The organism is Lysinibacillus sp. NPDC093692 (genome assembly GCF_050280125.1).
Taxonomy (GTDB): Bacteria; Bacillota; Bacilli; order Bacillales_A; family Planococcaceae; genus Lysinibacillus.
Genome location: NZ_JBNNUW010000001.1, coordinates 407776 through 431202, shown reverse-complemented (window position 1 = coordinate 431202; position 23427 = coordinate 407776). Strand labels below are relative to the sequence as shown.

The window sequence follows — 23427 nt, the reverse complement described above, 5'->3', positions numbered from 1 at the left end:
AATTTTTAATCTTAAAAAGCTACAGGCCCATTCTTCCTTAAAAACCAAATGTGCACTAGCCAACTCCAATCTTTTATCGTAACATTAATACGATAAAATCCAAATGACCGTAGTCATTGACCTTAGTCAATTAAATCATAATCAAAATAATTCCATATCGTCAATAAAAATTTTTTATATTTTCAGATTTTTATAAAAACATCTTGATTCGGAGGAATATGAGAACATGAATCCACTAACGAGCCGTCAAAAAAAGGCATTAGAAACACGTGAAAAATTACTTAAAACATCTTTAGATTTATTTAATAAACATGGATTTGAGCATGTATCGATTGAACAAATTACGAAAGCATGCCATGTATCAAAAGGAACATTTTACACTTATTTTCCATCTAAATACGATGTTATTTTAGAAAAATTTAAGGAACTAGATCGTTTTTATAGCACTGTAGAAAAAAAGATCGACTCTTCTTTACCAGCAAGTGAAAAAATTTTAACGCTTTATCAAGAGCAAATGAAGTATTTAACGAACGTTGTGGGCAAGGATTTATTGCGTACAGTCTATACTGCAGCGATGACAAGTCAAGTGGAACAAGATCATTATTTAATTAGTCCACAAAGAAAGATATTCCAAATAATTAATACTTATTTAGAGGATGGCATTCGGCTCGGAGAATTTCGTCAAGATTTGCAGGTTACTCAAGTGCAGGCTATTATTCAGCGTTGTATGCGTGCAAATGTCTATGATTGGTTAATTCATAATGAAGACTTCAATTTATCAGTGGAAATGGCGCAATTTACAGCTATTGTGCTTGAAGGATTAAAAGCAGAAAATAAATAACTATTAGAGGTTGCATAGGTGGAAAGTGCATGAGCATGAATCGCTCGGAGAAATGACCGGGTATGTACTCACTTCCCAAAGCTCTACAACAAAGTAGCACTTCATCATGAATAATTGGATGAAGTGCTACTTTGTTTGTTGGCTTTAGCTAACAAAATATTTATTAACAATGGTTTCTACTGGTAATGGCTTGTTATATAAATAGCCTTGTCCTTTTTGGCATTGGTGGCGTTTTAGAAAATCGACCTGTGATAGTTCCTCGATTCCTTCTGCTACGACCTCCAACCCTAAATTATGGGACATTGAAATAATGGCTTTAATAATGGCCTCATTTTTATCATCTTTAGTAATATCCGCTATAAACGATTGGTCAATTTTTATAATATCTATCGGGTAACGTTTTAAATAGCTTAAAGATGAATACCCCGTTCCAAAATCATCAACGGAAACATAAACACCTAGCTGCTTCAATTCGGTTAAAATTGAAAATGTTTCATGGACATTCGTCATGGAGCTTTCGGTAATTTCCACCTCTAATAATTCAGGTGGCACATTATATTTTTTCAAGGCCGCTTTAATTTTCCGAGCAAAGTTTTCTTTTCTAAATTGTTTTGGCGAAATATTGATAGCAATTCGTACTGGTCGATAGCCATTCATCTGCCACTCTTTTTGATAGCGACACACCTCGTCAATAATCCAATCCCCGATTTCAATGATTAAGCCTGATGCCTCTGCAATGGGTATAAACTGTGCAGGAGACACAAAGCCAAATTTCCGGTTATTCCATCGTAATAATGCCTCAAAGCTATTAATACTGTTATTCGCTAAATCCATTTGTGGCTGTAAATGAATACTTAGTTCGTTAAATTCGATAGCACGACGTAAATGCGCCTCCATTAGTGCTTCATTTGGAAAAATAGTTGTCGTATCTTCACGATAGTAACGGTAGTGTGAACGACCATGCTCTTTTACAGAAAATAATGCTTTATCTGCTTTACGTATAAGTGTTTCTAAATCTTTGCCATCCGCTGGACTAAGGGAGATACCAATCGACACGCTAATAAAATATTCCTGCCCGTCAATCATGAATGGCTGTTTTAATGCATCTAAAATAGCGTTAGACGTCTGTTCAATTTTGTCGACTGTTGCATCTTTTAGAACAAAAATAAATTCATCGCTATTATAACGATAAAACGAGCATTTGGAGTGACAGAGCTCACGAAGTCTTTGGCTAAACATTCGTATAAGTTCATCACCCTTACTTTCGCCAAGGGATTCATTAAATTTTTTAAAACGATCAATATCCATCAAAATAATAGCTGCTTGCTTATTTTGCTTTTTATCATTTAAATGTTGAAGCCACTGTTCCTTTAAAGCCTTACGATTCCAAATACCCGTTAATTCGTCCATTAACGCTAGGTAATAAAAGGCCTGATGATCATTCATAAATGAGGTTGCGTCTTTCACAAATAAATGTACACCTATAATTTCACCATTAAAGTATGTTGGATGCGTTCGTAAATAAAATGGTTCTTTACTTAACAGTCGTTGTTTAAACAAGCATTCTGGCATACCAAATGCTGAGCCCTCAATAGTTTTTGCAAATAGTAATTTAAATTCGTCGATATACTTGCTCTCTAATAATGAAAAAATATTTTGTCCGATCAAGCTTTGTTGTTCTTTTAACAACTGAGAAGTGGCAGCAACGTTTTGATGAATAATGCGACCTTGTAAATCAGTTGTTAACACCGGACATACGTGCTGTTCCACAAATTGCAAATAAGGTTCTACTTCATTTTGCAGCTCACGTAGAATAACTGCTACAACTGAATTTTCTAAGTGCTGTACACGAACAGCAAATGTTTTTACTTTGTGTTCCGTACATATTTCTAGCCTTTGCTCTAGATTCAATTGTTGTTGTACTATATTCGATAATTGTAGCCAGCATTGCTCCGTAAAAAATTGTTCAGCGTTGGTAGCTTTCACATCTTGTAGCTTCAAAAATGACGGTAGTTTATCGTTAAAATTAACGACCTCAAACGCTTTTGTACCCACTTTTCTCAAACATACGACCGCATCAAATGGATTAAGTTGTATGATTTGATGATAGTCTGCAAATTGCGCTACATTCTCTTTATATTTTTTCATTATATCCCTCACTAAGTAGCGTGTTTGCTTATTCTTCGTCTAGCGTAGGTTTTAGTGCATCCTTTAGGAAAATTTCCTGACTATTAATTGGATCTTCACCACGATCAAATTCTTTATAATGATACTTTCCATTGGAGTCTTGAATACGAGCTTTTGCTGTATCCTCAAGTTGTGTATTCATAATGTTAATAATACGAGCTTTGGCTTCACTTGCATATACTGGGAATAAAATTTCCACACGTTTAATCATATTACGAGTCATCATATCCGCCGAAGACAAATATACTTTATTTTCCCCATTATGATGGAACCAATAAATACGCGAGTGCTCAAGGAAACGACCTACAATGCTCGTTACTGTTATGTTTTCACTAATTCCAGGGATGCCTGGTCTAATGCAACAAATACCACGAATGATCAACTCTACTTTCACACCTGCAATGGATGCCTCATATAACTTCATCATTAAGTCTTTGTCCGTTAGTGAATTCATTTTAGCTCGAATAAAACCATTACCATGCTTCTTATGACAGGCAATTTCCTCATCCATTAAGCGGATAAATTCATCTCGAATATCAAACGGGGCTACAACTAAATGATTAAAAGTTGGTTTCTCTGTATAACCACTTAAATAGTTAAAGAAGTTAGTGGCATCAATGCCAAATTCCTTATCTGTCGTTATGATACCCATATCTGTGTAAATTTTTGCAGTTGCATCATTATAATTTCCTGTACCAAGATGAACAAAACGCTCAATTTTCCCATTCCGACGACTTACAACAAGCGTTATTTTCGAATGTGTCTTTAAGTTATTCATGCCGTAAATAACAAGGCAGCCAGCTTGCTCAAGTTGCTTTGCCCAAAGCACATTATTTTCTTCATCAAAACGTGCTTTTAATTCAACTAAAACTGTTACCTGTTTACCATTTTCTGCTGCAAGCTTTAAGGCTTGTATAATGGGTGAATTACCACTTACACGATATAAAGTTTGTTTGATCGCTAAAACGTTCGGATTAACGGCCGCTTCTGCAATAAAATCTACAATTGGCGCAAATGATTCAAATGGATGATGGAAGAAAATATCTTGTTGCAGCGCTTTTTCAAAAATATTTTCATCCGATTGCAAATCTAATGGTGGCTGTGGGATAAAGCTTTCATATTCTAAATGTTCTCGACCAACAGATATACCTTTTACAAAAGAGAACATAAATGTTAAATCTAGCGGCCCATCTATATGGAAAACATCCGTTTCTTCAATTTCGAATTCATCTAGTAAGTATGTTAGAACTTCCTCACTCATCTCGCCCTCACGAACTTCGAGACGACTACCTACACCCCATTTACGTTTTTTCAGCTCTTTTTCGATTTCTACAAGTAAATCTCTTGCGCCTTCTTCATGAATCGTTAAATCCGCATTACGTGTTAAACGGAAAGCCTGCGCTGATTTAACACTGTAACCATAAAAGAGCTTTTCTATATGCGCTACAATCACGTCTTCTAATAAGACAATAACCGTCTCTCCATCTGCTGATGGCACTTTAATATATCGATCTAAAACAGATGGGACTTGTACAATAGCTACCTTTTCATGATTCTCTATGTCCGCTTCATCTTGCTCCAATAAAACAAGTAAATTTAATGTTTTACCAAGCAAAGTTGGGAAAGGACGGTACGCATCTACAGCTACGGGTGTTAAAACAGGGAAGATTGTTTCTGCAAACATTTCATTGACAAATGCTTTCTGTGTACTATTTAAGTCTCTCATGTCTGCGATATGTACATTATGTTGTGGTAATAAATCATAAATTAAGTGTCTGTAAACTTCAGTTTGTCGGCGCACTAAGGCTTGCGTTCGTTCTGCAATTTTCGCTAATTGCTCTTTTGGTGTTAAGCCTGACTTATTTTCAGGCTTATGGAAACCTGCACGCACTTGATCCTGTAAACCTGCAACACGCACCATGAAAAATTCATCTAAATTCGAACTAAAAATTGCTAAAAACTTCAATCGTTCTAGCAGAGGATTATCGATATCCTCTGCTTCCTCTAAAACTCGTTCATTAAAGGCGAGCCAGCTTAATTCACGGTTATTATAGTATTGCGGTTTAGCGATTTCCTCTAGTAATCGACCTTGTATTTCTGTTGATTCCTTCTCATTTAACTGATTATTCGTAATTTCAGTTGTCATAATTGTTCAACCCTACTTCCACAAAGTTTATTTTTATCGGTATCTTTAGTGCGCGTTCTAGATGTTTTTTTTGTCGGTTTGCTTGGTATTTTTCAGCGGCCGCATTGTTTTTCACATAAATGCTAAGCTGTACATAATCCTCTTTTGTTTGCATCTTTATAGTTTTAACTATTGTTCGTTTAGACACATTTAACGCATAGATAAATTTCAAAAAAGCACCAAAGTCTCGTATTTTACGATACTCCTCACGACTCATCCATTCTGTAAACGGAGCAGCGAATCGCTGATAATAATCTTTATTTTTATACGAAGCTAAAAGTGCTAATTTTACACGTTCCTTATGACTTAACCCCTCGATAGATTGGTTGGCAATTAAATAAAAAGTATGCTGACTAGCCGAACTTAACTCAATATACTCCCCAATATTAAACACCCTCGCCGCTTTCGACAATAAGTGCAAATCTTTAGGATGATGTTGTAAATAACCAAAGTGGCAACATTCACGGTACAATTGATCTGTTAAATGCATCAAATAGTCCGCTTCTCCTTCGGAACGACCATACCGACGAGCAAATCTTTTAGCGTTTCCCTCAAACACATTGTACTTATCAAATGCACTTTTATCCGTTTGTAAAATACGCTGTATAATGAGCCCTTCTCGCAAACCTTTTTTTGTTATCTTGAACAATTTACTGCCGACAACTTCCATTAATACATTGAAAACCTCTAATGCAGGAACGATAATATCCGCACGATCTGTCGAAAGCCCATCTAACTGTTTTAAATCATGAAAGCTTAAATTATTTAAAAATACACTAAGCTCATCTAAATTGCCCTGCGTCATTTCGTAGCCATGTACACTTGCGATTGGATATGCATGTTTTTGTTGATGAATTTGGGCAATATTTCGAGCACTACCGCCAATAGCAATAATCGGTAAACCGATATTCTGAATCCATGAAAGTGATTTGAACTGTTCCTTCACAAATGCAATAAGTTCCTTTTTTTCACTACCATTCATAATCTCGCCCTTTACGAAACGTTGCTTTAAAGAAACTGTACCAAACGCAAAACTATGAGATTTCTGTAGTTCTTTATTTTCAAATAGCGTTATTTCTGTACTACCGCCACCAATATCAATCGTTACAGCAGACTTTGTGCCTATAGAATGCGCCACTGCAACAAAGCCATAATATGCCTCTTCTTCTTCAGTTAAAAGCTCTATTTGAATGCCTGTCTGTTTTTTCATTAAGGTCAGTATTTCTTCTCTATTGGTTGCCTGACGGATTGCAGCTGTTGCAGCAGCTTTAACATCAGTCACTTCATAATCATCAAGTATTGCTTTATAAGTCAATAATGTTTCTGTTAATACTTGTATACCTTCTTCAGACATTTCACCAGAGGGCTGTAAATATATACGTAGACGTGCAACCGTTTTAATATTTCCAATCTCACGAAGTCCCTCATCTTTATCATATCGATACAACACTAAGCGAACGGTGTTTGAGCCAATATCGATAATAGCGGTTTTTAATTCATTCAAATAATCACTTCCTTAGCGCATGCATAGTATTAATGGATCTACATTAAATATTGAGGTGAACATATCTATGAACATTGTATAGACACCTCAACAAATAGAACTTTATTATTTTGTTCCTAGCCTCATGTATCTATACAAAAAAAGCCGGAGCCTATAAGAGGCATCCGACTTTCTTGCATTATTAATATTCTTTCAGGATACCCATTATTAATATTGTGAAGTACCTTTTCCAACTTTTAAAAAACATAATAAAATTTTATTTTATATGATAAGTTGGTCGATTCGTAAAATAAGCTCCGTAATTTCTGGCTTACTAATTTGATCCTCTGCACCTACTTGGTCACCTTTATGACGAAGATCATCCGTAATTAAGCTTGAGAAAATAATGACAGGAAGCTTTTGGAGATCTGGATGCTCCTTTATTTTACGCGTTAAATGATGCCCATCCATTTGTGGCATTTCAATGTCCGTCACAACTAATTGAATATGCTCGGCTACATCACTACCACTTTTAACGATAGCTTGGAGGTATTCATAAGCATCATGGCCGTTTTCAAAGAATTCAACATTCTCATAACCTGCTTCATTCATAGTATCGAATAAAAGCTTACGTAGTAATGGTGAATCTTCTGCAATTAAAATTCGTTTTTCAGAACGCTCACGTTTACCAAGCTTTTTAACGGCATCTACACTAATACCAGAGTCTGGATTTATGTCTACCATAATTCTCTCGAAATCAAGCAATAAAATCATTTGCTCGTTTTGCTTAATAACACCGATAACTTGTGATGTTCCTCCCTGATACATATCAGATGGCTTCTCGATTTGATTCCATGAGATTCGGTGAATCTGTGTTACATTATCTACATGAAATACTACACGCTGTTTATTAAACTCAGCTACAATATATTTTTGCTGAGAACTACGCTCTTGACTTTGAATACCTAATACTCGGAGCATATCAACTACTGGTAATACCTCACCTCGTAATTGAATAATCCCCTCTACATGCGGGTGCGCGTGTGGAATAAATGTTACTGGAATCGGTTGAATAATTTCCTTTACTTTAATAACGTTAATACCAAATTTATTATTAGCTACTTCAAATTCAACAATTTCTAGCTCATTTGTGCCACTTTCTAATAATATACCTTTATGTTCCAAAGCAACCCCGCTCCTTTCTATCCAACTTCTATTTATAATTCAATTGTATCATAGGCGATACATTTCTCCTACTTGCTTTTTCCATTTTTATCACTAACATGGCTCGACATCCATAACACGGGTGAACTACCATACAGAAAACGAAAAGCCAAATGGCTCATCAAACGCCCTCAGGAAAGCGTTCAGCCGAATATACATGAAATGCGTATATGTCTTATCTAATATCATCTCCAACTTTTGAGCCATTGACTTTTAAATGTATCAATAGGCCAATTATCGTCATTACAATTAATGTCGATAACGCAACACGACTTGCTAGCGTTCCATATTCTTTCATCCATAACGTAACGGTTCCGTAGACTGCTGGCCCGATAATGGAGGATACTTTACCCGAAAATGCAAATAAGCCAAAAAACTGACCCCGTTTTTCTTCTGGAGACAATTCAATAATATATGTTCTAGATGTTACCCACATGGATCCTAGCGATACGCCAAACATACTACCTGCAAGCCAGAACATCCATTGCTCAGTCGCAAAAACAGCAAATGCTAAAGCAACTATCATTAATATTGCCACCATGGTTATCGCACGTTTGGCTCCGATTGCTTTTGTAATATAACCAAATGCAAAAGAGCCAATAATAGTTGACACCGTAGACACTAAATAAAGTACGATAAATTGACCTGAAGTAAAGCCTACGATTGTTGTTGCATATACAGCCATCATTGCAATAGTTGTTGCAATTGCATCATTTAAAAAGAAGTAAGCAATCATAAAGGTGAAAATAGCTTTATATTGCTTCATGTCCTTAAAGGTTTGAACAACTTCCTTATACCCATCTAAAAATTTAATAGGCTTTCGTTGAGACGCTGGTATTGGTGTATCTTTATTAATAAAAAATAATGGCAAAGAAAATAATAAATATAAAATGGCAGTCGGAATAAATGCTCGATGGAAACCACTGTTTCCTACGTACAAATAAACAAGTAGTCCCAAGATTGTACCAAGATACCCAATCGCTACCCCATAGCCAGAAATAAGGGGCATTTCCTCTTTTGTCCCTAAATCTCCCATCATGGAATCATAAAATACTAGACTGGAATTAAAGAAAAATTTTGCGATGATAAAACTAGCTACAACTAAAAACAAACTAAGAGGCACACCTGAAAAATTTGTTGGCGTCTGTAAATTCGCAAAAATCCCCATCATAAAAGTAAAGAAGATAGAAATAGATGCAAACCATACTATAAATCTCTTTTTATAGCCTGTTTGATCAATCCATACTCCAAAAAGTGGCGAAAAAACAACGAGGAACAGGCTAGCAATCGCATTCGCATAAGAAATAAACGTGCTTGCCACTTGCTGCATTACCTCATTCGTCCCTAAAACCTCATCCATATAAAACGGGAAAAATATCGTATTAATATTTGAAGAAAATATTGTATTCGCAAAATCATAAAATGCCCACGACAAAATTGGCAATGATAAATAAAGTACTAACTGACTCCGATGCTGAACGTCTACTGTTGAATTCCGCTTCATAAAACCCTCCTCCCATTCTCTATATTATTAAATAAATTCCCTCATGTAATAAAAAATACCTTTTATTTAATGAAAATTAACACTATTTACAATATACATGCATTTTTATTTAACTAACACTCTAAAATGAACGAATCTCCACCTTTGCTGCGAGCTACTCATAATAAAAAAGATATCCAAGCTCTCCACGCTTGGATATCAATATGTTTTTTGAAAACTATTTTGTTAATTAAGTTTTGAGTAAAGTATGATTCTTCCGCAAAGCGTGGGATTGATTTCCGTTCCAACTGGGCGCTTTTCTGGGGGCTTCCGATGAGCCGCTTGGGGCAACAGGATGTTGGTCACGAAGGCGTTATCACAGGACGTGATGCTTTTAGCCTTCGTTCCTCTATCGCTGATCCCCGAGGAGTCGCCCAGTCGTAACGAAGATCAATCACTTCACATAACATGTATCATCTTGTATGAAAGCTAATTAATAAAACTAAAAAAACTTCAGCAATGTATTTTATGTGCGAAGCGACAGTAGCAACAACAAGATGGAGGAACGGTAGTTAGCATCATTTTCCTTGACCATTGTTCAACTCTAAAAAAATATCCAAGCCCCCTCGCTTGGATATCCTTCTTACAATTCTTCTATATTCACCCACATAGAAGACCATTGTTCAATTGCTTTAAGGACCGGTGCAAGTGCATGTCCTTTTTCTGTTAGCTTGTATTCAATCACTACTGGTGTTGATGGAATAACTGTGCGCTCCACAATGTTCTCAATCTCTAACTCTTTTAATCTTTCCGTTAACACACGACTGCTAATACCCACATTATTTTTTATCGTTGAGTATCGTTGAGGACCTTCCAATAACTGATAAATAAGCAGGGTGTTCCAGCTATGATTTAATATTTTTAGTGCTTTTTCAAATCGTGGACAAATTTTTTTTTGATCCAATTTTCCTGCCTCCAATGTGTTTTGTTCTTATATAAGAGTATATCATTTTTTCGAAAATCATTTTCAAAAATAAAATTTAGTTACTTGACAAAAGTTGTTTTTAAAAATAAACTAAGTTACGAAATGTAAGCTAAAAAACAAAAGGAGTTTATTTAACTATGCAAAATATCGGTTCAACTATTTTACGTGTGGTGCTTGGCATTATTTTTGCAACTCACGGTTTCCAAAAGTTTCAGGGAGGTATCGGCTTCACAGCTGATTATTTTGATGCCATTGGTATTCCAGGCTTCATGGCTTATATTGTTGCCATTATAGAACTAGTCGGTGGTGTAGCCATTATTTTAGGCTTAGGTACAAGACTTATCGGTGCTTTATTGACAATAACAATGATCGTTGCTATTTTCACAGCGAAGCTTAGCGTTGGCTTTATCGGAGAAAACGGCTTAGCCGGATATGAATTTGATTTAGCTTTAGCGGCAATGGCCTTATACTTTGCACTTGCAGGGGCATCTAGTTTTTCTTTAGACGCAAAACTTTTTGATAAAGAGTAATGCTGCCGTAGTTAACTATTTTCTCAAGTGTATTGATTAGACATTTTTATCCACTTGAATTCTACGGGCAGAACCAACAAGCATGCTATTTTCAGTATTGTTAATGAGCTGCTTTATATAAGAAAACCCGAAGTGCTCATCCTTTCAAAAGATGATACTTCGGGCTTTCTAAAATTATGATTCTTCGTTTTGTTAATCTTTAATGATAGGCCTTTAAAAGTGCCTGAGTACCGTTTTCACCGTAGCCCTCTTCTATTAGCCTTTCATACATATCATAAGCGAGTGTTAGACCTGGCAATGTAATCCCCATTTTTTTAGATTCATCTAATGCTATTTTCATATCCTTTACAAAATGCTTAATATAAAAGCCTGGTGCGTAATCTCCTTTGATCATGCGAGGGGCTAAATTACTTAACGACCAAGAGCCTGCTGCACCAGAAGAAATGGATTGCAATACTGTCGGTAAATCAAGTCCCGCCTTTAAACCGTAAGCCAGTGACTCACACACACCAATCATTCCAGATGCAATAACAATCTGATTACACATTTTAGCATGCTGCCCTGCACCAGCTTCTCCTTGATAAACAATATTTTCACCGAAATGTTTCATAATTGGTAAAACCTTATTGAATGTAGCTTGGCTACCTCCAACCATAATTGATAATGTCCCATTTTGAGCGCCAATATCTCCTCCAGAAACAGGTGCATCCAGCGCTTCTACTCCAACTTTTTGAGCATGTTCGAAAATTTTCTTTGCTAATGTTGGCTCGGAAGTGGTCATATCAATAACGATATTGCCAGATTCGGCTGTTTGAAATAATCCATTATCTCCAAAATAAACTTCCTCTACGTCCGCAGGATATCCAACCATCGTAAAAGCAATTTCCTTATGTTTAAATGCTTCTGCTGGTGTACTTGCCCAAGTTGCACCTAACGCCAAGAGTGGCTCCGCTTTCTCCTTTGAGCGTGTAAAAACTGTAACCTCATGACCATTTTTTAATAAATGTTTAATAATACTAGCACCCATTACGCCTGTGCCGACAAATGCAATACCTTCTTTTCCCATATGTACATACTCCTTTGTGATCAAGGCAATGATTGATTTTTTTTAATTGATCAATCATTAGCACTTATTCTTATCTATAAGTGTAGTTTAATAAGTGCGATAATTCAAACTTCTCTTATTAACTTGTACTAAAAACTTTAAGCGCTGCATATATACGAGTAAATCAATTTCCTTAACGTAATGAAGACAAAAAAAAGAGAGCAGTTGATGGGGTATCACTGCTCTAAAGGGGAAATGAGAATGTTGCTGTGTTCAAAATAAGTATTCCCCACCAAATGCTTTTTAAACATATTATTTAAAAAGTTTATACTCTGAATACTGGAACATTCTTTCAATCTTCTTGACGCTCTTCTTCTTCAAATGTTGTCTGTCTATAATAAGTATTCATTAACTGATCTAATCTGCGACTCAGTTGAATGGTTTTCGCATTTTGTAACCCGTTCTCTACACCTGAGCGAATCATCATCTCACGAGTTTGTTCCATTTGTTTCAAGAGTAGATTGACCATTCATATAACCCTCCACACACAAATAATCATACCATTATTATACATTTATATTTCATTTCTTACAGCATTAACTTACGACAATGTTCGACAAATCAGCTTCTTGGAATTTCTTGATAAGTATAAATTACGCGTCCATTTTGTTTGGCCTCACCTCTATAATGTTTAAATAAAGGATGTTTTACTAGTACTTCTCGGAACTCATAAAATTGTTCCTTATCTATTTCTATACTTTTCAATTCCCCGTTTTGTAATTGTTTAAGCATATTTTCGTATTTTTCCATTTTTTCCATTCCTCTCTTTTTTAGCATTCTGTGTAATTAATTATGAATTATTCAAAAAAGGCTTTACGTTTTCCATTTTTTCATGCAAACTGTATATTATTAGTCGATGAAGGAGCTGACTGTCTGTGAAAATAGCTGAAGTTGGAAATATTATCGAGTTTAAAGACGGCTTACAAGGTATAGTCGAAAAAGTAAATGAAAATTCGGTGATCGTTGATTTAACATACATGGAGAATTTCGATTCCCTTGAAATTGAAGAAAAGACGGTCGTCAATCATAAACGTTACAAAATTTTATATACAAATGAAGCTTAATAGTCTGAATAGTCCCTATTTGTCTTTATAGATGATAAGGGACTTTTTTTTTGATAAAATTAAAAGCATGGAGGTCGAATAATGCTTACAAATTCGAAACAAACAATAATATTGCTCCTTTCTTTATTATTCGTTTATGGCATGCTTGCTTTTACCTTTGCTAACCAAGCTGTATTTTGGCACCTATATGCATTTACTTTACTTGTATGTATTGCCATTGCCATTTTAACTGGAAAAATTGAGGATCAGTTACCGACATGGAAATTTTTACTTTTCGGTATTGGATACGGTACAATAACATACGGTATTATACGCTTTGGCTATTGGCTAGCACCACATATTAATGGTTCATTGGTACAATCAGTACAAAAGTTTTTAGCAAATTATGGACCACAGACTATTTGGCACTATATACTACTTGTATTCATTGTTGCTATTGGTGAAGAGCTCTTTTGGCGTGGCTATGTTCAACAACAGCTGAAACGCTTTATGAAACCTACTTTAGCAGTCATTGTAACAGCGATTCTAAGTGCAATCTCTATTGCAATAAGCGGCTTTATGCTTGGTATGGTTGCTGCACTTGTAACCGGCATTATTTGGGGCTTGTTATATGAATGGCGTAAGAGTATGCCACTGGTTATTGTATCCCATGTAGTCTTTGTACTACTCTTATTTTTAGTGTTACCTTTAACATAATAGCATTAAAATTTGGAAACATTTTCTCTTTACCAACGTTTGATAATAAAAGGAGGGCTTTTCATGCAAAAAAAATTAATTTCTCTACCTGCATTATTACTAACAGCCATTTTAGTCGTAGGATGTAATACATCTGATAAAACAGAGGATTCTGATGTTCAAAAAAATGAGCCATCAAATACTGAACAACAGCAAAAACCATCAGCTGAGGATAAAACTGTAAATGGCTCAGAAGAAACGCCTACAAATGAAACAGATAAAGATACTACAGACAAAACTGACACTACAGATAGTGCAAATACACCAAAACAAGAAGTTAACTATATACAAAAAGGCAAAGAAAAAACTGAAACAGCAAGCGAATCGAAAAGTGCTGATCAAGGCTATAAAATGCAACAACTACCTGGATTCACACTTTCTCAAGAAGAACCTGGTAAAGACATGTTAATTTCTAATGAAAATGCTGAAGTATTCATGCGTATCGAAGATGTTTCACAATCAAGCTATGATGAAGTAAAAAAATCTATGCAAGATTATATGAATGCTGTTGGTGAACCATCAGCTTTGTCTTCTGAGGATCTAGCTCCATTTAAGGGTGTTAAAAACATTGAAGGTTATGTTGTAAATTTTGTTGATGACAAAGAAAAAGTAATCGGCGTTGTTTTTGAAAAAGACGGTTTAATTATTAAATTAACTATTCACGATAACGAAGAACTAGATTTAACTGATGCTATGTTTAAAATGGCTGCAACTATTTCTAAAAAATAATGATTCAAAAAAGACTGTAGACAAACTTGTTTGCTCTACAGTCTTTTTGTTATTTTTAATACGGTTTATACCTTAGCTTGAGGCTCATTTCCCTTCCGATTGGTCGGATTGTGCCATGGACGGCTAGGAGCGTTTACAAGGGCGTTTACGCAGGACAGGATACTTTTGTCGCTCACTTCATCCCTTCTCCATAACCTATAATCTCCAAGGGGTATAGAATCAAATTTAAGATTCACTGCGTTCTCTCCCTAAAAGTTATGAGCCTTTTGTTCAACACAAAAAGTTGCCTCAAATTCATTGAGACAACCCTTTTTAATAAGACAAATCCTTAATAGACAGTCCTAATTTTTTTAATAAAGTGATAGCTTGATCTTTTTCCTCAATAGATAGCACACTCATCAATTCATGTAAATGCTGCTCATGCTTTGGAAATAGTTCCGCCATAAATGCTTCACCTTTGTCCGTAATTTCTGCATACGTAACACGGCGATCTGACGGACATGAAACACGTAATAAATATCCTCTTTTTTCAAGTTTGTCAATGACATACGTAATAGACCCACTAGCAAGCAAAATTTTATTGCCAATTTGCTGTAATGGCTGTCTTCCTTTATGATAAAGAAGCTCTAAGACAGCAAATTCAGTAGGATTTAGTCCATTCTCTTGAAAAAATTGTTGGGTTGTCTCATTGATTGCTTTATGTGCACGTGATAATACGATATATAATTTTAATGATTGCTTTATATCTTCTGACGTCATATCCTTTTCCTTTCAATTCGCTTTTATACATGCCATTATAGCGATATTAGAAAAGCATTGTCAAAAGCATTATTTGATTTTAAGCCTCATATGTCGTTTACGGTACACATTGACTCTTTTTATGTTACTAAATAAGCAGAATCTTTCGTGGACACATCCATTGTATCCACCTGATTAAATGAGTAAATGGGGAATTGTAAGTGGAAGCATGTCCCCTTTTGTAATTCACTACTCACACCTATTACACCTTCATGCTCTTCAATCACCTTTTTCACAAAAGCAAGGCCTAGTCCTGTCCCTGCTGATTTCGTCGTGTAAAAAGGCTGGAATAAGTTTTGAAGGGTAGAACTGTCCATACCGACACCTTCGTCTTTAATCTGTAATTCAGCAATTGCACAGTCAGCAGTCATTTCTACTGTGATCGTTCCACCATTATTCATGGATTCCATCGCATTTTTAATAAGATTCATGAATACTTGCTTTAAGCGATTCTCATTGCCACCAATGTATACTTGTGTAGAAGGAGAAATGTATTGAATCATAATATTTTTCATAAGCGCATCTGGAAGCATAAACTCAATCACTTGCTTCACAATGTTATTTAGCTCTAATAATTCTACTTTCATGCTTGTTGGCTTGGACAATACTAAAAGCTCGGATAAGATTTGTTCCATCCGTTGAAGCTCACTATCGATGACAGATAAATACATACTGGACTCTTCATCAGCATTTAACTTTAATAATTCGGTAAAGCCCTTTAAAGAAGTTAATGGATTACGGATTTCATGGGCGATACTTGCGGCCATTTGACCGACAACATTTAAAGCTTGCTGATGTTCAACTTTATGTTGAAGTTGTTTCTTTTCTGTTTCATCATTAATGACTGTGACAATAATATTGTTGTATTCATCATATATACTTGAAATTTCATAATAGCAAGGGGTAATAACTTGCGTTTCATCAACTACATGAATATTTGCATGCTTTTCACCCATCAATTTAGAAAGGTATGAAGTAATTTGGCCTTTCTTAAGTGTAAACGTATCAAAGATGTGCTGGTGTGCCTTATGAAGAAGCTGTGATTTTTCTATTTTTAAATACATCTCAGCATACTTATTTAGCCCAAGAATAATCCCACTAGCGTCACTTATAATAACAGCGTACGGTAAGTGATCATAAGCATGGAAAGATTGTGATCTCTCTTGCTCTTGGCTAACATATAATTCATGAGCTATGTCATTATTTAATGTTGAAATTTGCGCAACGATTTCTTCTGTGTTCGGATCATAAAAACATTTGAAAGACATCATTTCAAACTCATTACTAGCTGTTTGAATATTAAAGATTTCTTCTGATCTCAAATCACTTTGTAATTGTTTAACGAATTTTGCCCAATTTAAATTAGAGGACTCGTCCATTGTTAAATAACCTATATACGATGAATTGAGGTTAAACAGTTTAATTGCAGCCTCATTCATGTTTAAAATTTTACCTACTTTATTAAGAATAAGTGTTGGTGACGAAGTACTTGTCATAAGATTTCCAAAACATTGATTAATATCATTTTGCTTCAACTTTCTCACCGAACCTTTCAATAGAGTAAAAAACCCCTTATTCGAATTTTGAGCCTTTACTATACTTTATGACTGCACGATTCTATTATTACAAAATTTAGTAAATTTAAGTATTTAAAATTATTTCACGAACTGTTCACAAAATAAATAGGCAAAAAGGATTATATTGTTTGACAGCTACTTGACTGTTACAATTAGAAATTGAAAGGAAGATTATTTCATGAATACTATTTTAACTACTTTAAATGCAAAGTATATTCACACAAATTTAGCACTACGTTATTTAAAAGGTGCTGCTTTACCAGAATTTAATCCGATCATTGCAGAATATACAATTAAAGATCCTGCTTTTAATATTGTATCAGATTTATTCCAAAAAAACCCTGATATTGTAGGATTCAGCTGCTATATTTGGAATATTGAAGAAACTATTCACGTCATCAAAATGTTAAAAACTGTCTGCCCAAATGTTAAAATTTTGCTCGGCGGACCTGAAGTTTCTTACGATTCCCACCATTGGTTACGTAAAATTGAAGAGGTTGATTTCATTATTATGGGTGAAGGAGAAACTTCCTTTAAACAATTACTACGCCATTTGCATGGAGAAATTGCATTGGAGGATGTTCCAGGGATTTGCTACTTAGAAGATGGTAAAGTACGAATTCACGCACAAGCATCAAAAATTGATTTACGTGAATTGCCAAGTCCATTTCGTTTCGAGGAGGACCTCCCTCATCTAAGCAAACGAATCCAATATATTGAAACAAGTCGCGGCTGTCCATTTAGCTGTCAATTTTGTTTATCTTCTATTGAAGTAGGGGTTCGTTATTTTAACCGAGAAAAAATAAAAGAAGATATTCGATTCTTGATGGACAACGGTGCACGTACTATTAAATTTGTTGACCGTACATTTAATATAAGTCGCAGCTATGCAATGGAAATGTTCCAGTTTTTAATCGATGAACATAAGCCAGGGGTTGTGTTCCAATTTGAAATTACCGCTGATATTATGCGTCCTGAGGTTATCCAGTTTTTAAATGATAACGCACCAAAAGGTCTTTTCCGTTTTGAAATCGGTGTTCAATCAACGAACGATTTAACAAATACTCTCGTGAAGCGCCGTCAAAACTTTGAAAAACTAACACGTACAGTGACGATGGTCAAAGAAGGTGGAAAGATTGATCAGCATTTAGATTTAATCGCTGGTTTACCAGAGGAGGATTATGCAAGCTTCCGACAAACCTTTAATGACGTTTTCGCAATGCGCCCAGAAGAATTACAGCTTGGATTCCTTAAGCTTCTGCGTGGTACAGGCCTTCGTCTAGAGGCTGAAAAATATGGCTATACGTATGTGGACCAATCACCTTACGAGATTTTCTCTAATAATGTCTTAACATTTGATGATATCGTGCGCATTAAACATGCAGAGGACGTGCTTGAGAAATACTGGAACGATCACCGTTTGGATCATACGATTGAATATTTAGTAACTGAAGTGTTTGAAACACCATTTGATTTCTTCCAAAACTTCGGTACTTATTGGGAAACTAAAGGTTGGTCACGTATCGGACATCAGCTTGAGGATTTATTCCTTCGTTTATTAATGTTTTTAGAAACTGTTGAAGGTGCTGATTTAACTATCATTCAAAGCCTAATGCAACTAGATTATTTAATGGCTCAACAGTTCCAGCCGCGTAAATTATGGTGGAAGGAGCGTCCTACTGAGGAGCAACAAAAAGCACTTTATACGGCATTACGTGAAAACCCTGCCATCGCAGGTGAGCCATTTGCCAACTTCAATCTATCCGAAAAAGAGTTGTTTAAACATACGCTTATTATTCCGCATCACATTGATTACCAAAATTTTTCAAAAGGCAAAATTGTACAAAAAAATGGCTATCTTTTAACTTACTTCCGTCACGGTCAAGCACCATACTTTGCAACAATCGACTCTTTATAATAAGAAACGCTAGTCCATTAATTAAATTTAGGACTAGCGTTTTTTCATACATTAAAAACTCTTAAATCTTTCAGGAACCTTTAAATGCAATCCATATAATTACATTTCCATTAAATATATAGCAATCAGAAATCGTAGCTTTATTACACTTAACAGATGTTCTTTGATGTATTACTATTATCCTAAAAAAGTTTAGTTCGAAAATATCAATGCATCGATACCTATTAATTGGAAAAATTACCTATTAAATAGTCATAATAACCAGGAAAAAACAATTTAAAATTTTTCGACAATTGTGTGTCGAAGGCAGTTTCTTGTCAATTACGCAATCTAAATCCCTCTTTATGAATAGATTTTCTACTAAGATACCCTTTAAAATCCTCGTTCAATAAACTTATTGGCAACCGGAAAATAGTATGGAAATAAAAAAAAGAGCTAAATTAGTAACGGGTCCTGTTTTCGAGTACAAAACTAAAAAAACACTATAAAAAGTGTATCAAATCGAAATGATTTGGATGTCCTTTTTTTATTGATACAAAGCGGCTTTTTAACAATTTTCATACGAATTGGTATATCAAATCGCATTAATAAAGTTACATTATAGAAAGTTCTATAACGATGGAAATACATAATCTGGCAAGGAATTATATTCAACCGACGGAGCAGGTTTGTTCAATAAGCAGTTATGGATTCTGCAGAATTTAAATGGTAAAATTAATCAAAATTGGAACCACCATTCATTTCGTTCGTCCTTATAGTAATTGTAGAAATTAAGGAGGGAGGTAAACAATGTTCAGTAAAAAAGGGATATTATCAACATTATTTTCAGTAGTAGGACTTATTTGTGTAGCATGTTTTTATTACTTTCAACTTAATACTGCTTGGCTATTCTTTCTTGGGACTATTATGTTCGTCATAGGAATAATATTTAGTGTTCAGAGCTTTAAAAAAAGAGAAAAAGGATTTTGGAAGTATTCCCCTATGATTGTTTTTGGGATTTATGTCATTGGTGTTTCATTGTCAATCGTACTACTTGTGTTTATGGGCGAAACTTGAACTACTCCCACTTATAGAAGTGAGAGTTTTCTGTCGGAAAATGATAAAAGGTTATATTATTTTTAAAATTTCCCTCTTAAACTCCCAGGAAAGAACTTAATCATCTTTCATTTTCTGTGGTGAAGTACTTATTTTTGCGATTCATGGAGGGCTAACGGGGTGCTTTTCTTGAAGATCATTGAGTCGCATAGGCAGCTCTTCTTTCTTTGTTGAAATAACGACGCAGGATAGTTAAGTAAGAATGATATGTGAATCTACTGGTGAATAAAGTATTTTATTTACACAAAGAGAAAGGAGGATTAAAAATGAAATCAATTGTTATAGGTAATGTTATATTTACTGGTTTTGTTGCATTATTTATTTCTTGGTTTTTTGCAGAAGGAGCGTTAGGTGAATCTGATACTTTGACGCCAGAATTCTTTTTAGTCATACCGGTATGGGCTCTTGGTGCACTGTTGATGTGGAGATTCGTTTCCAAAGACAAATTAGAAAATACTTCCTATTTTAAAATTATATTGAGCAATTCTCTGCTTTGGTTAACTATCCCTTTAGGTTTAATGTTTGCGTTTGAATTTATATAAGAATATTAGAAGAAAGATAAAGAATAAAGCTGTTTTCTTATTGAACTAATGGGGCGCTTTAGTTAAATTTTGATTCACAAAATATCAGACACAGTTGTACAAAAAAGGTACTGCGAATTCGCAGTACCTTTTAATATTAATATGCTAATTAATTGTCTTTTTAACCTGCGATTTTGCTTTTTGTACTTCAAAACAGAACCCGTTACTAAATTAGCTCTTTTTTTATTTCAATCTTAGTTGTAGGGGCTATTCAAGTATTGATTGAATCCCATAAAAGTCATTCATATCAATGATCTAGTATTTACCCGATAATTACTCGTTCCTTAGGATAGTGATAACTTGATTTTTTGCCTCTACCACCACCACCAAGAGTGTAAAGGAAGGAGATTAAACCGACACGACCAACAAACATTAAAATCATAATGATAATTTTACCAAATACCGATAAATCCGAGGTAATCCCTAAAGACATCCCACACGTTCCGAACGCTGATGTAATTTCAAAAATTATTTGAATCAGTGATGCGTGTGGCTCAGTAATAAGTAAAATAATTGTTGCAACTAAAACCATAAAGAATGCCAATAAAATAACAACAAACGAGCGGAATACATCGATTAAATGTATTTCACGTCCGAATACTTGAATATCCTCTCTTCCTCGTGAGAAGGTAATTAGGAATAGAATGGCCATGGCAAACGTTGTTGTACGTATCCCTCCACCAACTGAACTTGGCGAAGAACCAATAAACATTAAAAAGCTCATAAAAATATCTGTCGCTTCACTAAAGGTTGTAACATCGTACGTCGTCAGTCCAGCTGATCGTGTTGAAACAGAATGGAACATTGCAGAAAACAGCGCTTCATGCCAAGACATTCCCTTAAAGGAATGGAATGATTCAAGCAATAAAATTACGAGAGCCCCTACCACAAATAAAATTGCATATGTGGAGGTCGTTATTTTTGTAAATAAACTAAAGCGGAAATTTGCATGGCGATGAAGTAAAAAAGATTTCACTTCAATTAATACTGGGAAGCCTATCGCGCCTAGCACGATTAATAACATCGTTATTATTTGTACAAAGTAATCGTTATGAAACGGTAATAAACTCATGCCTGTAATATCAAAACCACCATTTGTAGTAGCAGAAACGGAGGCAAAAACACCATGAATCAACGCTTCTTCGAAAGTATCGAAATAGTTTGTAAAGTGCAACGTTAAAATAAACGCACCCATCACTTCAATACCGATTAAGATTTTCAATATTTCGCGAATTAATTGGACAACCCCTGACAAATTGTATTGATTATGGTCAATCATAATCAACTGACGCTCACGCATACCTATTTTTTTCCCAACTAGTAACCACACAAAGGTACCAAGTGACATAATGCCAATTGCGCCAAGTTGTAAAATGACAAGTACCATCACGAGGCCAAATGTTGTGTAGCTTTCAGATATATCGAATGTTGTTAAACCCGTTACACTAACTGCACTTACAGCCGTAAACAAACTATCTAATAATGAAACGTGTACACCTTCTTGATGAACGCCTGGTAGCCGTAGTAACAGGAAGGAAATCGCTATAGCTATAAAATAATAAGAGACAAGCACCTGAAAAGGTGTAACAAGTCTATTTTTTGATCTTTTCCAGGGCACGTTGAAAACCCCTTCCTAATATGATGCCAAACTCGATAGATATTAGTATAGGAAAAATACTTAAAAAAAGAAAGAGGAATAGCTACGACTATCCCTCTAAATGATATTAAGCTTTATTTTTAAAACGAACTCCTACTAAATAACCTACTAATGCGATGCCCAATAGTACGATCCAGAAAGTTAACTCCCACACAGTTGAATGTGGAAATTCTGCAGGTAAAATACCCACCTTCTCATGCGACAAAGTCAGCACAACAAGCTTTACACCTACCCAACCTACAATTAAAAACGCAGCTGTTTCAAGTGAAGGATAGTCATTTAATATTTTCACAAACCATTGTGCCGCAAATCGCATCATGATCACTCCGATAAACCCACCAAGTAACATGACAATAAATTGTCCACCATTGATGCCACCAATATCAAAGCTTCCTACCTTCGGTAAAGTAACCGCAATGGCAACTGCAGCAAGCATAGAATCAATAGCAAATGCAATATCCGCTGCCTCTACCTTAAGCACTGTCATCCAAAAACCAGAGCCCTTTTTTCTCGTTTCTTCACTAGATTCTTCTTCTGAGTCTTTTTTATGGCGCAAATCATATATATTTTTGGCGGACATGAATAATAAATAAGCTGCTCCCAATGCTTGAATTTGCCAATAATTCACTAATACTGTAATGACAAAAAGCGCTGAGAATCGGAAAATTAATGCACCGAATAATCCATAAAACAGTGCCTTTTTTTGTTGCTCATGTGGTAAATGCTTCACCATCACAGCCATTACTACTGCATTATCTGCTGCTAATAACCCTTCTAATACTACAAGTACAATAAGTACCCAACCGTATTCTAATACAATTGATTCCATTCATGTGCCCCCTCTAAAGCTCTGTATACCCAAATTAGTTATTACTATACGAGTACAAAAGAAAAGACCTCTGCCCTATTAAAAGGCAAAGGTCTCGCTAAGCAAATAAATATCTGACAATTCATCAGTACCTCTCTTTTACTAGTGGAATGAATACCGCAAGCATAGAGTTAATCGCTTATCACACCCGATGGTAAAAACCATGTCATGACGAATGTAATCCAGATACATCGCTCGTATCTGTTAGCTACTCCCCTTTGACAAAACGTCGAAGGTTCTTCTTCTGTAAAACTCATTATAGCACTATCATATATGAGTGGCAAAATTATTCTACCCTACTATAGGCTCTGATTTCCGCTACGGACTACTCGCTTTCCTGCGGGCGAGCGTTGAGCCGCTTCCTCCGCTTCGCTCCGTGCAG

21 protein-coding genes are annotated in these 23427 nt (G+C 35.3%); 8 read left to right on the top strand and 13 right to left on the bottom strand.

Features of this window, described 5'->3' with window-relative positions; genetic code table 11:
• Positions 1-226: 226 nt before the first annotated feature.
• Positions 227-841, top strand: coding sequence for a TetR/AcrR family transcriptional regulator (locus ACQKN4_RS01890; RefSeq protein WP_427481956.1), 615 nt, complete (start codon positions 227-229; stop codon positions 839-841).
• A 144-nt stretch (positions 842-985) separates the two neighbouring features.
• On the opposite strand, the gene ACQKN4_RS01885 is transcribed toward ACQKN4_RS01890, so the two are convergent.
• From ACQKN4_RS01885 to ACQKN4_RS01860, 6 genes are all read right to left on the bottom strand, one after another.
• Entirely contained in the window at positions 986-2989 is a 2004-nt protein-coding gene (locus ACQKN4_RS01885; RefSeq protein ID WP_427481954.1) for an EAL domain-containing protein, read from the bottom strand.
• A gap of 28 nt (positions 2990-3017) precedes the next feature.
• Entirely contained in the window at positions 3018-5174 is a 2157-nt protein-coding gene (locus ACQKN4_RS01880) for an RNA degradosome polyphosphate kinase (RefSeq protein WP_427481952.1), read from the bottom strand.
• The gene (locus tag ACQKN4_RS01875; protein ID WP_427481950.1) at positions 5164-6717 is read right to left on the bottom strand and encodes a Ppx/GppA family phosphatase; all 1554 of its coding nucleotides are present in this window, start codon (positions 6715-6717) and stop codon (positions 5164-5166) included. The genes ACQKN4_RS01880 and ACQKN4_RS01875 overlap by 11 nt, the downstream gene beginning before the upstream one ends.
• A 261-nt stretch (positions 6718-6978) precedes the next feature.
• Positions 6979-7881: a chemotaxis protein gene (locus ACQKN4_RS01870; RefSeq protein WP_079559646.1), complete on the bottom strand. Its 903-nt coding sequence runs from the start codon at positions 7879-7881 to the stop codon at positions 6979-6981.
• Between the two features lie 214 nt (positions 7882-8095).
• Positions 8096-9424, bottom strand: a complete 1329-nt coding sequence (locus tag ACQKN4_RS01865; RefSeq protein ID WP_427481948.1) for an MFS transporter — start codon at positions 9422-9424, stop codon at positions 8096-8098.
• Positions 9425-10046: 622 nt separating this feature from the next.
• The gene (locus ACQKN4_RS01860; protein ID WP_427481946.1) at positions 10047-10367 is read right to left on the bottom strand and encodes a winged helix-turn-helix transcriptional regulator; all 321 of its coding nucleotides are present in this window, start codon (positions 10365-10367) and stop codon (positions 10047-10049) included.
• Positions 10368-10525: 158 nt separating this feature from the next.
• On the opposite strand from ACQKN4_RS01860, the gene ACQKN4_RS01855 reads away from it, so the two are divergent.
• Entirely contained in the window at positions 10526-10918 is a 393-nt protein-coding gene (locus ACQKN4_RS01855) for a DoxX family protein (protein ID WP_079559643.1), read from the top strand.
• Between the two features lie 199 nt (positions 10919-11117).
• Here the strand turns inward: ACQKN4_RS01855 and ACQKN4_RS01850 are convergent, their stop codons facing one another.
• The 3 genes from ACQKN4_RS01850 to ACQKN4_RS01840 form a co-directional block, all read right to left on the bottom strand.
• The gene (locus ACQKN4_RS01850) at positions 11118-11984 is read right to left on the bottom strand and encodes an NAD(P)-dependent oxidoreductase (RefSeq protein ID WP_079559642.1); all 867 of its coding nucleotides are present in this window, start codon (positions 11982-11984) and stop codon (positions 11118-11120) included.
• A gap of 331 nt (positions 11985-12315) precedes the next feature.
• Positions 12316-12492 carry an aspartyl-phosphate phosphatase Spo0E family protein gene (locus ACQKN4_RS01845; RefSeq protein WP_079559641.1) on the bottom strand — a complete coding sequence of 59 codons (177 nt, stop codon included), beginning with the start codon at positions 12490-12492 and terminating at the stop codon, positions 12316-12318.
• A 92-nt stretch (positions 12493-12584) separates the two neighbouring features.
• Positions 12585-12773 (bottom strand): hypothetical protein, encoded by a 189-nt coding sequence (locus ACQKN4_RS01840; RefSeq protein ID WP_079559640.1) that lies wholly within the window; start codon positions 12771-12773, stop codon positions 12585-12587.
• 125 nt (positions 12774-12898) lie between these two features.
• On the opposite strand from ACQKN4_RS01840, the gene ACQKN4_RS01835 reads away from it, so the two are divergent.
• The 3 genes from ACQKN4_RS01835 to ACQKN4_RS01825 all read left to right on the top strand — a co-directional run bounded on the left by ACQKN4_RS01835 (position 12899) and on the right by ACQKN4_RS01825 (position 14551).
• A complete protein-coding gene (locus tag ACQKN4_RS01835; protein WP_053483503.1) occupies positions 12899-13087 on the top strand; it encodes a YkvS family protein in 189 nt (62 codons plus the stop codon).
• An 81-nt stretch (positions 13088-13168) separates the two neighbouring features.
• A complete protein-coding gene (locus tag ACQKN4_RS01830) occupies positions 13169-13783 on the top strand; it encodes a CPBP family intramembrane glutamic endopeptidase (RefSeq protein ID WP_427481943.1) in 615 nt (204 codons plus the stop codon).
• A gap of 63 nt (positions 13784-13846) precedes the next feature.
• Positions 13847-14551: a hypothetical protein gene (locus tag ACQKN4_RS01825; RefSeq protein ID WP_079559638.1), complete on the top strand. Its 705-nt coding sequence runs from the start codon at positions 13847-13849 to the stop codon at positions 14549-14551.
• A gap of 312 nt (positions 14552-14863) precedes the next feature.
• Here ACQKN4_RS01825 and ACQKN4_RS01820 read toward each other — a convergent pair whose 3' ends face one another.
• Together ACQKN4_RS01820 and ACQKN4_RS01815 are read right to left on the bottom strand one after the other, a co-directional pair.
• Positions 14864-15310 (bottom strand): MarR family winged helix-turn-helix transcriptional regulator, encoded by a 447-nt coding sequence (locus ACQKN4_RS01820; protein ID WP_079559637.1) that lies wholly within the window; start codon positions 15308-15310, stop codon positions 14864-14866.
• 119 nt (positions 15311-15429) lie between these two features.
• Positions 15430-16845: a PAS domain-containing sensor histidine kinase gene (locus tag ACQKN4_RS01815; RefSeq protein WP_427481940.1), complete on the bottom strand. Its 1416-nt coding sequence runs from the start codon at positions 16843-16845 to the stop codon at positions 15430-15432.
• 259 nt (positions 16846-17104) lie between these two features.
• On the opposite strand from ACQKN4_RS01815, the gene ACQKN4_RS01810 reads away from it, so the two are divergent.
• The 3 genes from ACQKN4_RS01810 (at position 17105) to ACQKN4_RS01800 (ending at position 20481) form a co-directional block, all read left to right on the top strand.
• A complete protein-coding gene (locus tag ACQKN4_RS01810; protein WP_079559635.1) occupies positions 17105-18844 on the top strand; it encodes a B12-binding domain-containing radical SAM protein in 1740 nt (579 codons plus the stop codon).
• A 789-nt stretch (positions 18845-19633) separates the two neighbouring features.
• Positions 19634-19900: a hypothetical protein gene (locus ACQKN4_RS01805; RefSeq protein ID WP_079559634.1), complete on the top strand. Its 267-nt coding sequence runs from the start codon at positions 19634-19636 to the stop codon at positions 19898-19900.
• A 305-nt stretch (positions 19901-20205) separates the two neighbouring features.
• A complete protein-coding gene (locus ACQKN4_RS01800) occupies positions 20206-20481 on the top strand; it encodes a hypothetical protein (protein ID WP_427481937.1) in 276 nt (91 codons plus the stop codon).
• Positions 20482-20782: 301 nt separating this feature from the next.
• Here the strand turns inward: ACQKN4_RS01800 and ACQKN4_RS01795 are convergent, their stop codons facing one another.
• Positions 20783-22138: a TrkH family potassium uptake protein gene (locus tag ACQKN4_RS01795; protein WP_427481935.1), complete on the bottom strand. Its 1356-nt coding sequence runs from the start codon at positions 22136-22138 to the stop codon at positions 20783-20785.
• A gap of 106 nt (positions 22139-22244) precedes the next feature.
• Complete coding sequence (locus tag ACQKN4_RS01790; protein ID WP_427481933.1) at positions 22245-23006, bottom strand: TerC family protein; 762 nt, start codon at positions 23004-23006, stop codon at positions 22245-22247.
• Between the last annotated feature and the right edge of the window lie 421 nt (positions 23007-23427).

Excerpts from the sequence above, each read along its gene's own strand:
- ACQKN4_RS01890 (WP_427481956.1), top strand. The coding sequence starts at position 227 with ATGAATCCACTAACGAGCCGTCAAAAAAAGGCATTAGAAACACGTGAA.
- ACQKN4_RS01885 (WP_427481954.1), bottom strand. The coding sequence starts at position 2,989 with ATGAAAAAATATAAAGAGAATGTAGCGCAATTTGCAGACTATCATCAA.
- ACQKN4_RS01880 (WP_427481952.1), bottom strand. The coding sequence starts at position 5,174 with ATGACAACTGAAATTACGAATAATCAGTTAAATGAGAAGGAATCAACA.
- ACQKN4_RS01865 (WP_427481948.1), bottom strand. The coding sequence starts at position 9,424 with ATGAAGCGGAATTCAACAGTAGACGTTCAGCATCGGAGTCAGTTAGTA.
- ACQKN4_RS01855 (WP_079559643.1), top strand. The coding sequence starts at position 10,526 with ATGCAAAATATCGGTTCAACTATTTTACGTGTGGTGCTTGGCATTATT.
- ACQKN4_RS01850 (WP_079559642.1), bottom strand. The coding sequence starts at position 11,984 with ATGGGAAAAGAAGGTATTGCATTTGTCGGCACAGGCGTAATGGGTGCT.
- ACQKN4_RS01845 (WP_079559641.1), bottom strand. The coding sequence starts at position 12,492 with ATGGTCAATCTACTCTTGAAACAAATGGAACAAACTCGTGAGATGATG.
- ACQKN4_RS01840 (WP_079559640.1), bottom strand. The coding sequence starts at position 12,773 with ATGGAAAAATACGAAAATATGCTTAAACAATTACAAAACGGGGAATTG.
- ACQKN4_RS01830 (WP_427481943.1), top strand. The coding sequence starts at position 13,169 with ATGCTTACAAATTCGAAACAAACAATAATATTGCTCCTTTCTTTATTA.
- ACQKN4_RS01825 (WP_079559638.1), top strand. The coding sequence starts at position 13,847 with ATGCAAAAAAAATTAATTTCTCTACCTGCATTATTACTAACAGCCATT.
- ACQKN4_RS01820 (WP_079559637.1), bottom strand. The coding sequence starts at position 15,310 with ATGACGTCAGAAGATATAAAGCAATCATTAAAATTATATATCGTATTA.
- ACQKN4_RS01815 (WP_427481940.1), bottom strand. The coding sequence starts at position 16,845 with ATGACAAGTACTTCGTCACCAACACTTATTCTTAATAAAGTAGGTAAA.
- ACQKN4_RS01810 (WP_079559635.1), top strand. The coding sequence starts at position 17,105 with ATGAATACTATTTTAACTACTTTAAATGCAAAGTATATTCACACAAAT.
- ACQKN4_RS01805 (WP_079559634.1), top strand. The coding sequence starts at position 19,634 with ATGTTCAGTAAAAAAGGGATATTATCAACATTATTTTCAGTAGTAGGA.
- ACQKN4_RS01800 (WP_427481937.1), top strand. The coding sequence starts at position 20,206 with ATGAAATCAATTGTTATAGGTAATGTTATATTTACTGGTTTTGTTGCA.
- ACQKN4_RS01790 (WP_427481933.1), bottom strand. The coding sequence starts at position 23,006 with ATGGAATCAATTGTATTAGAATACGGTTGGGTACTTATTGTACTTGTA.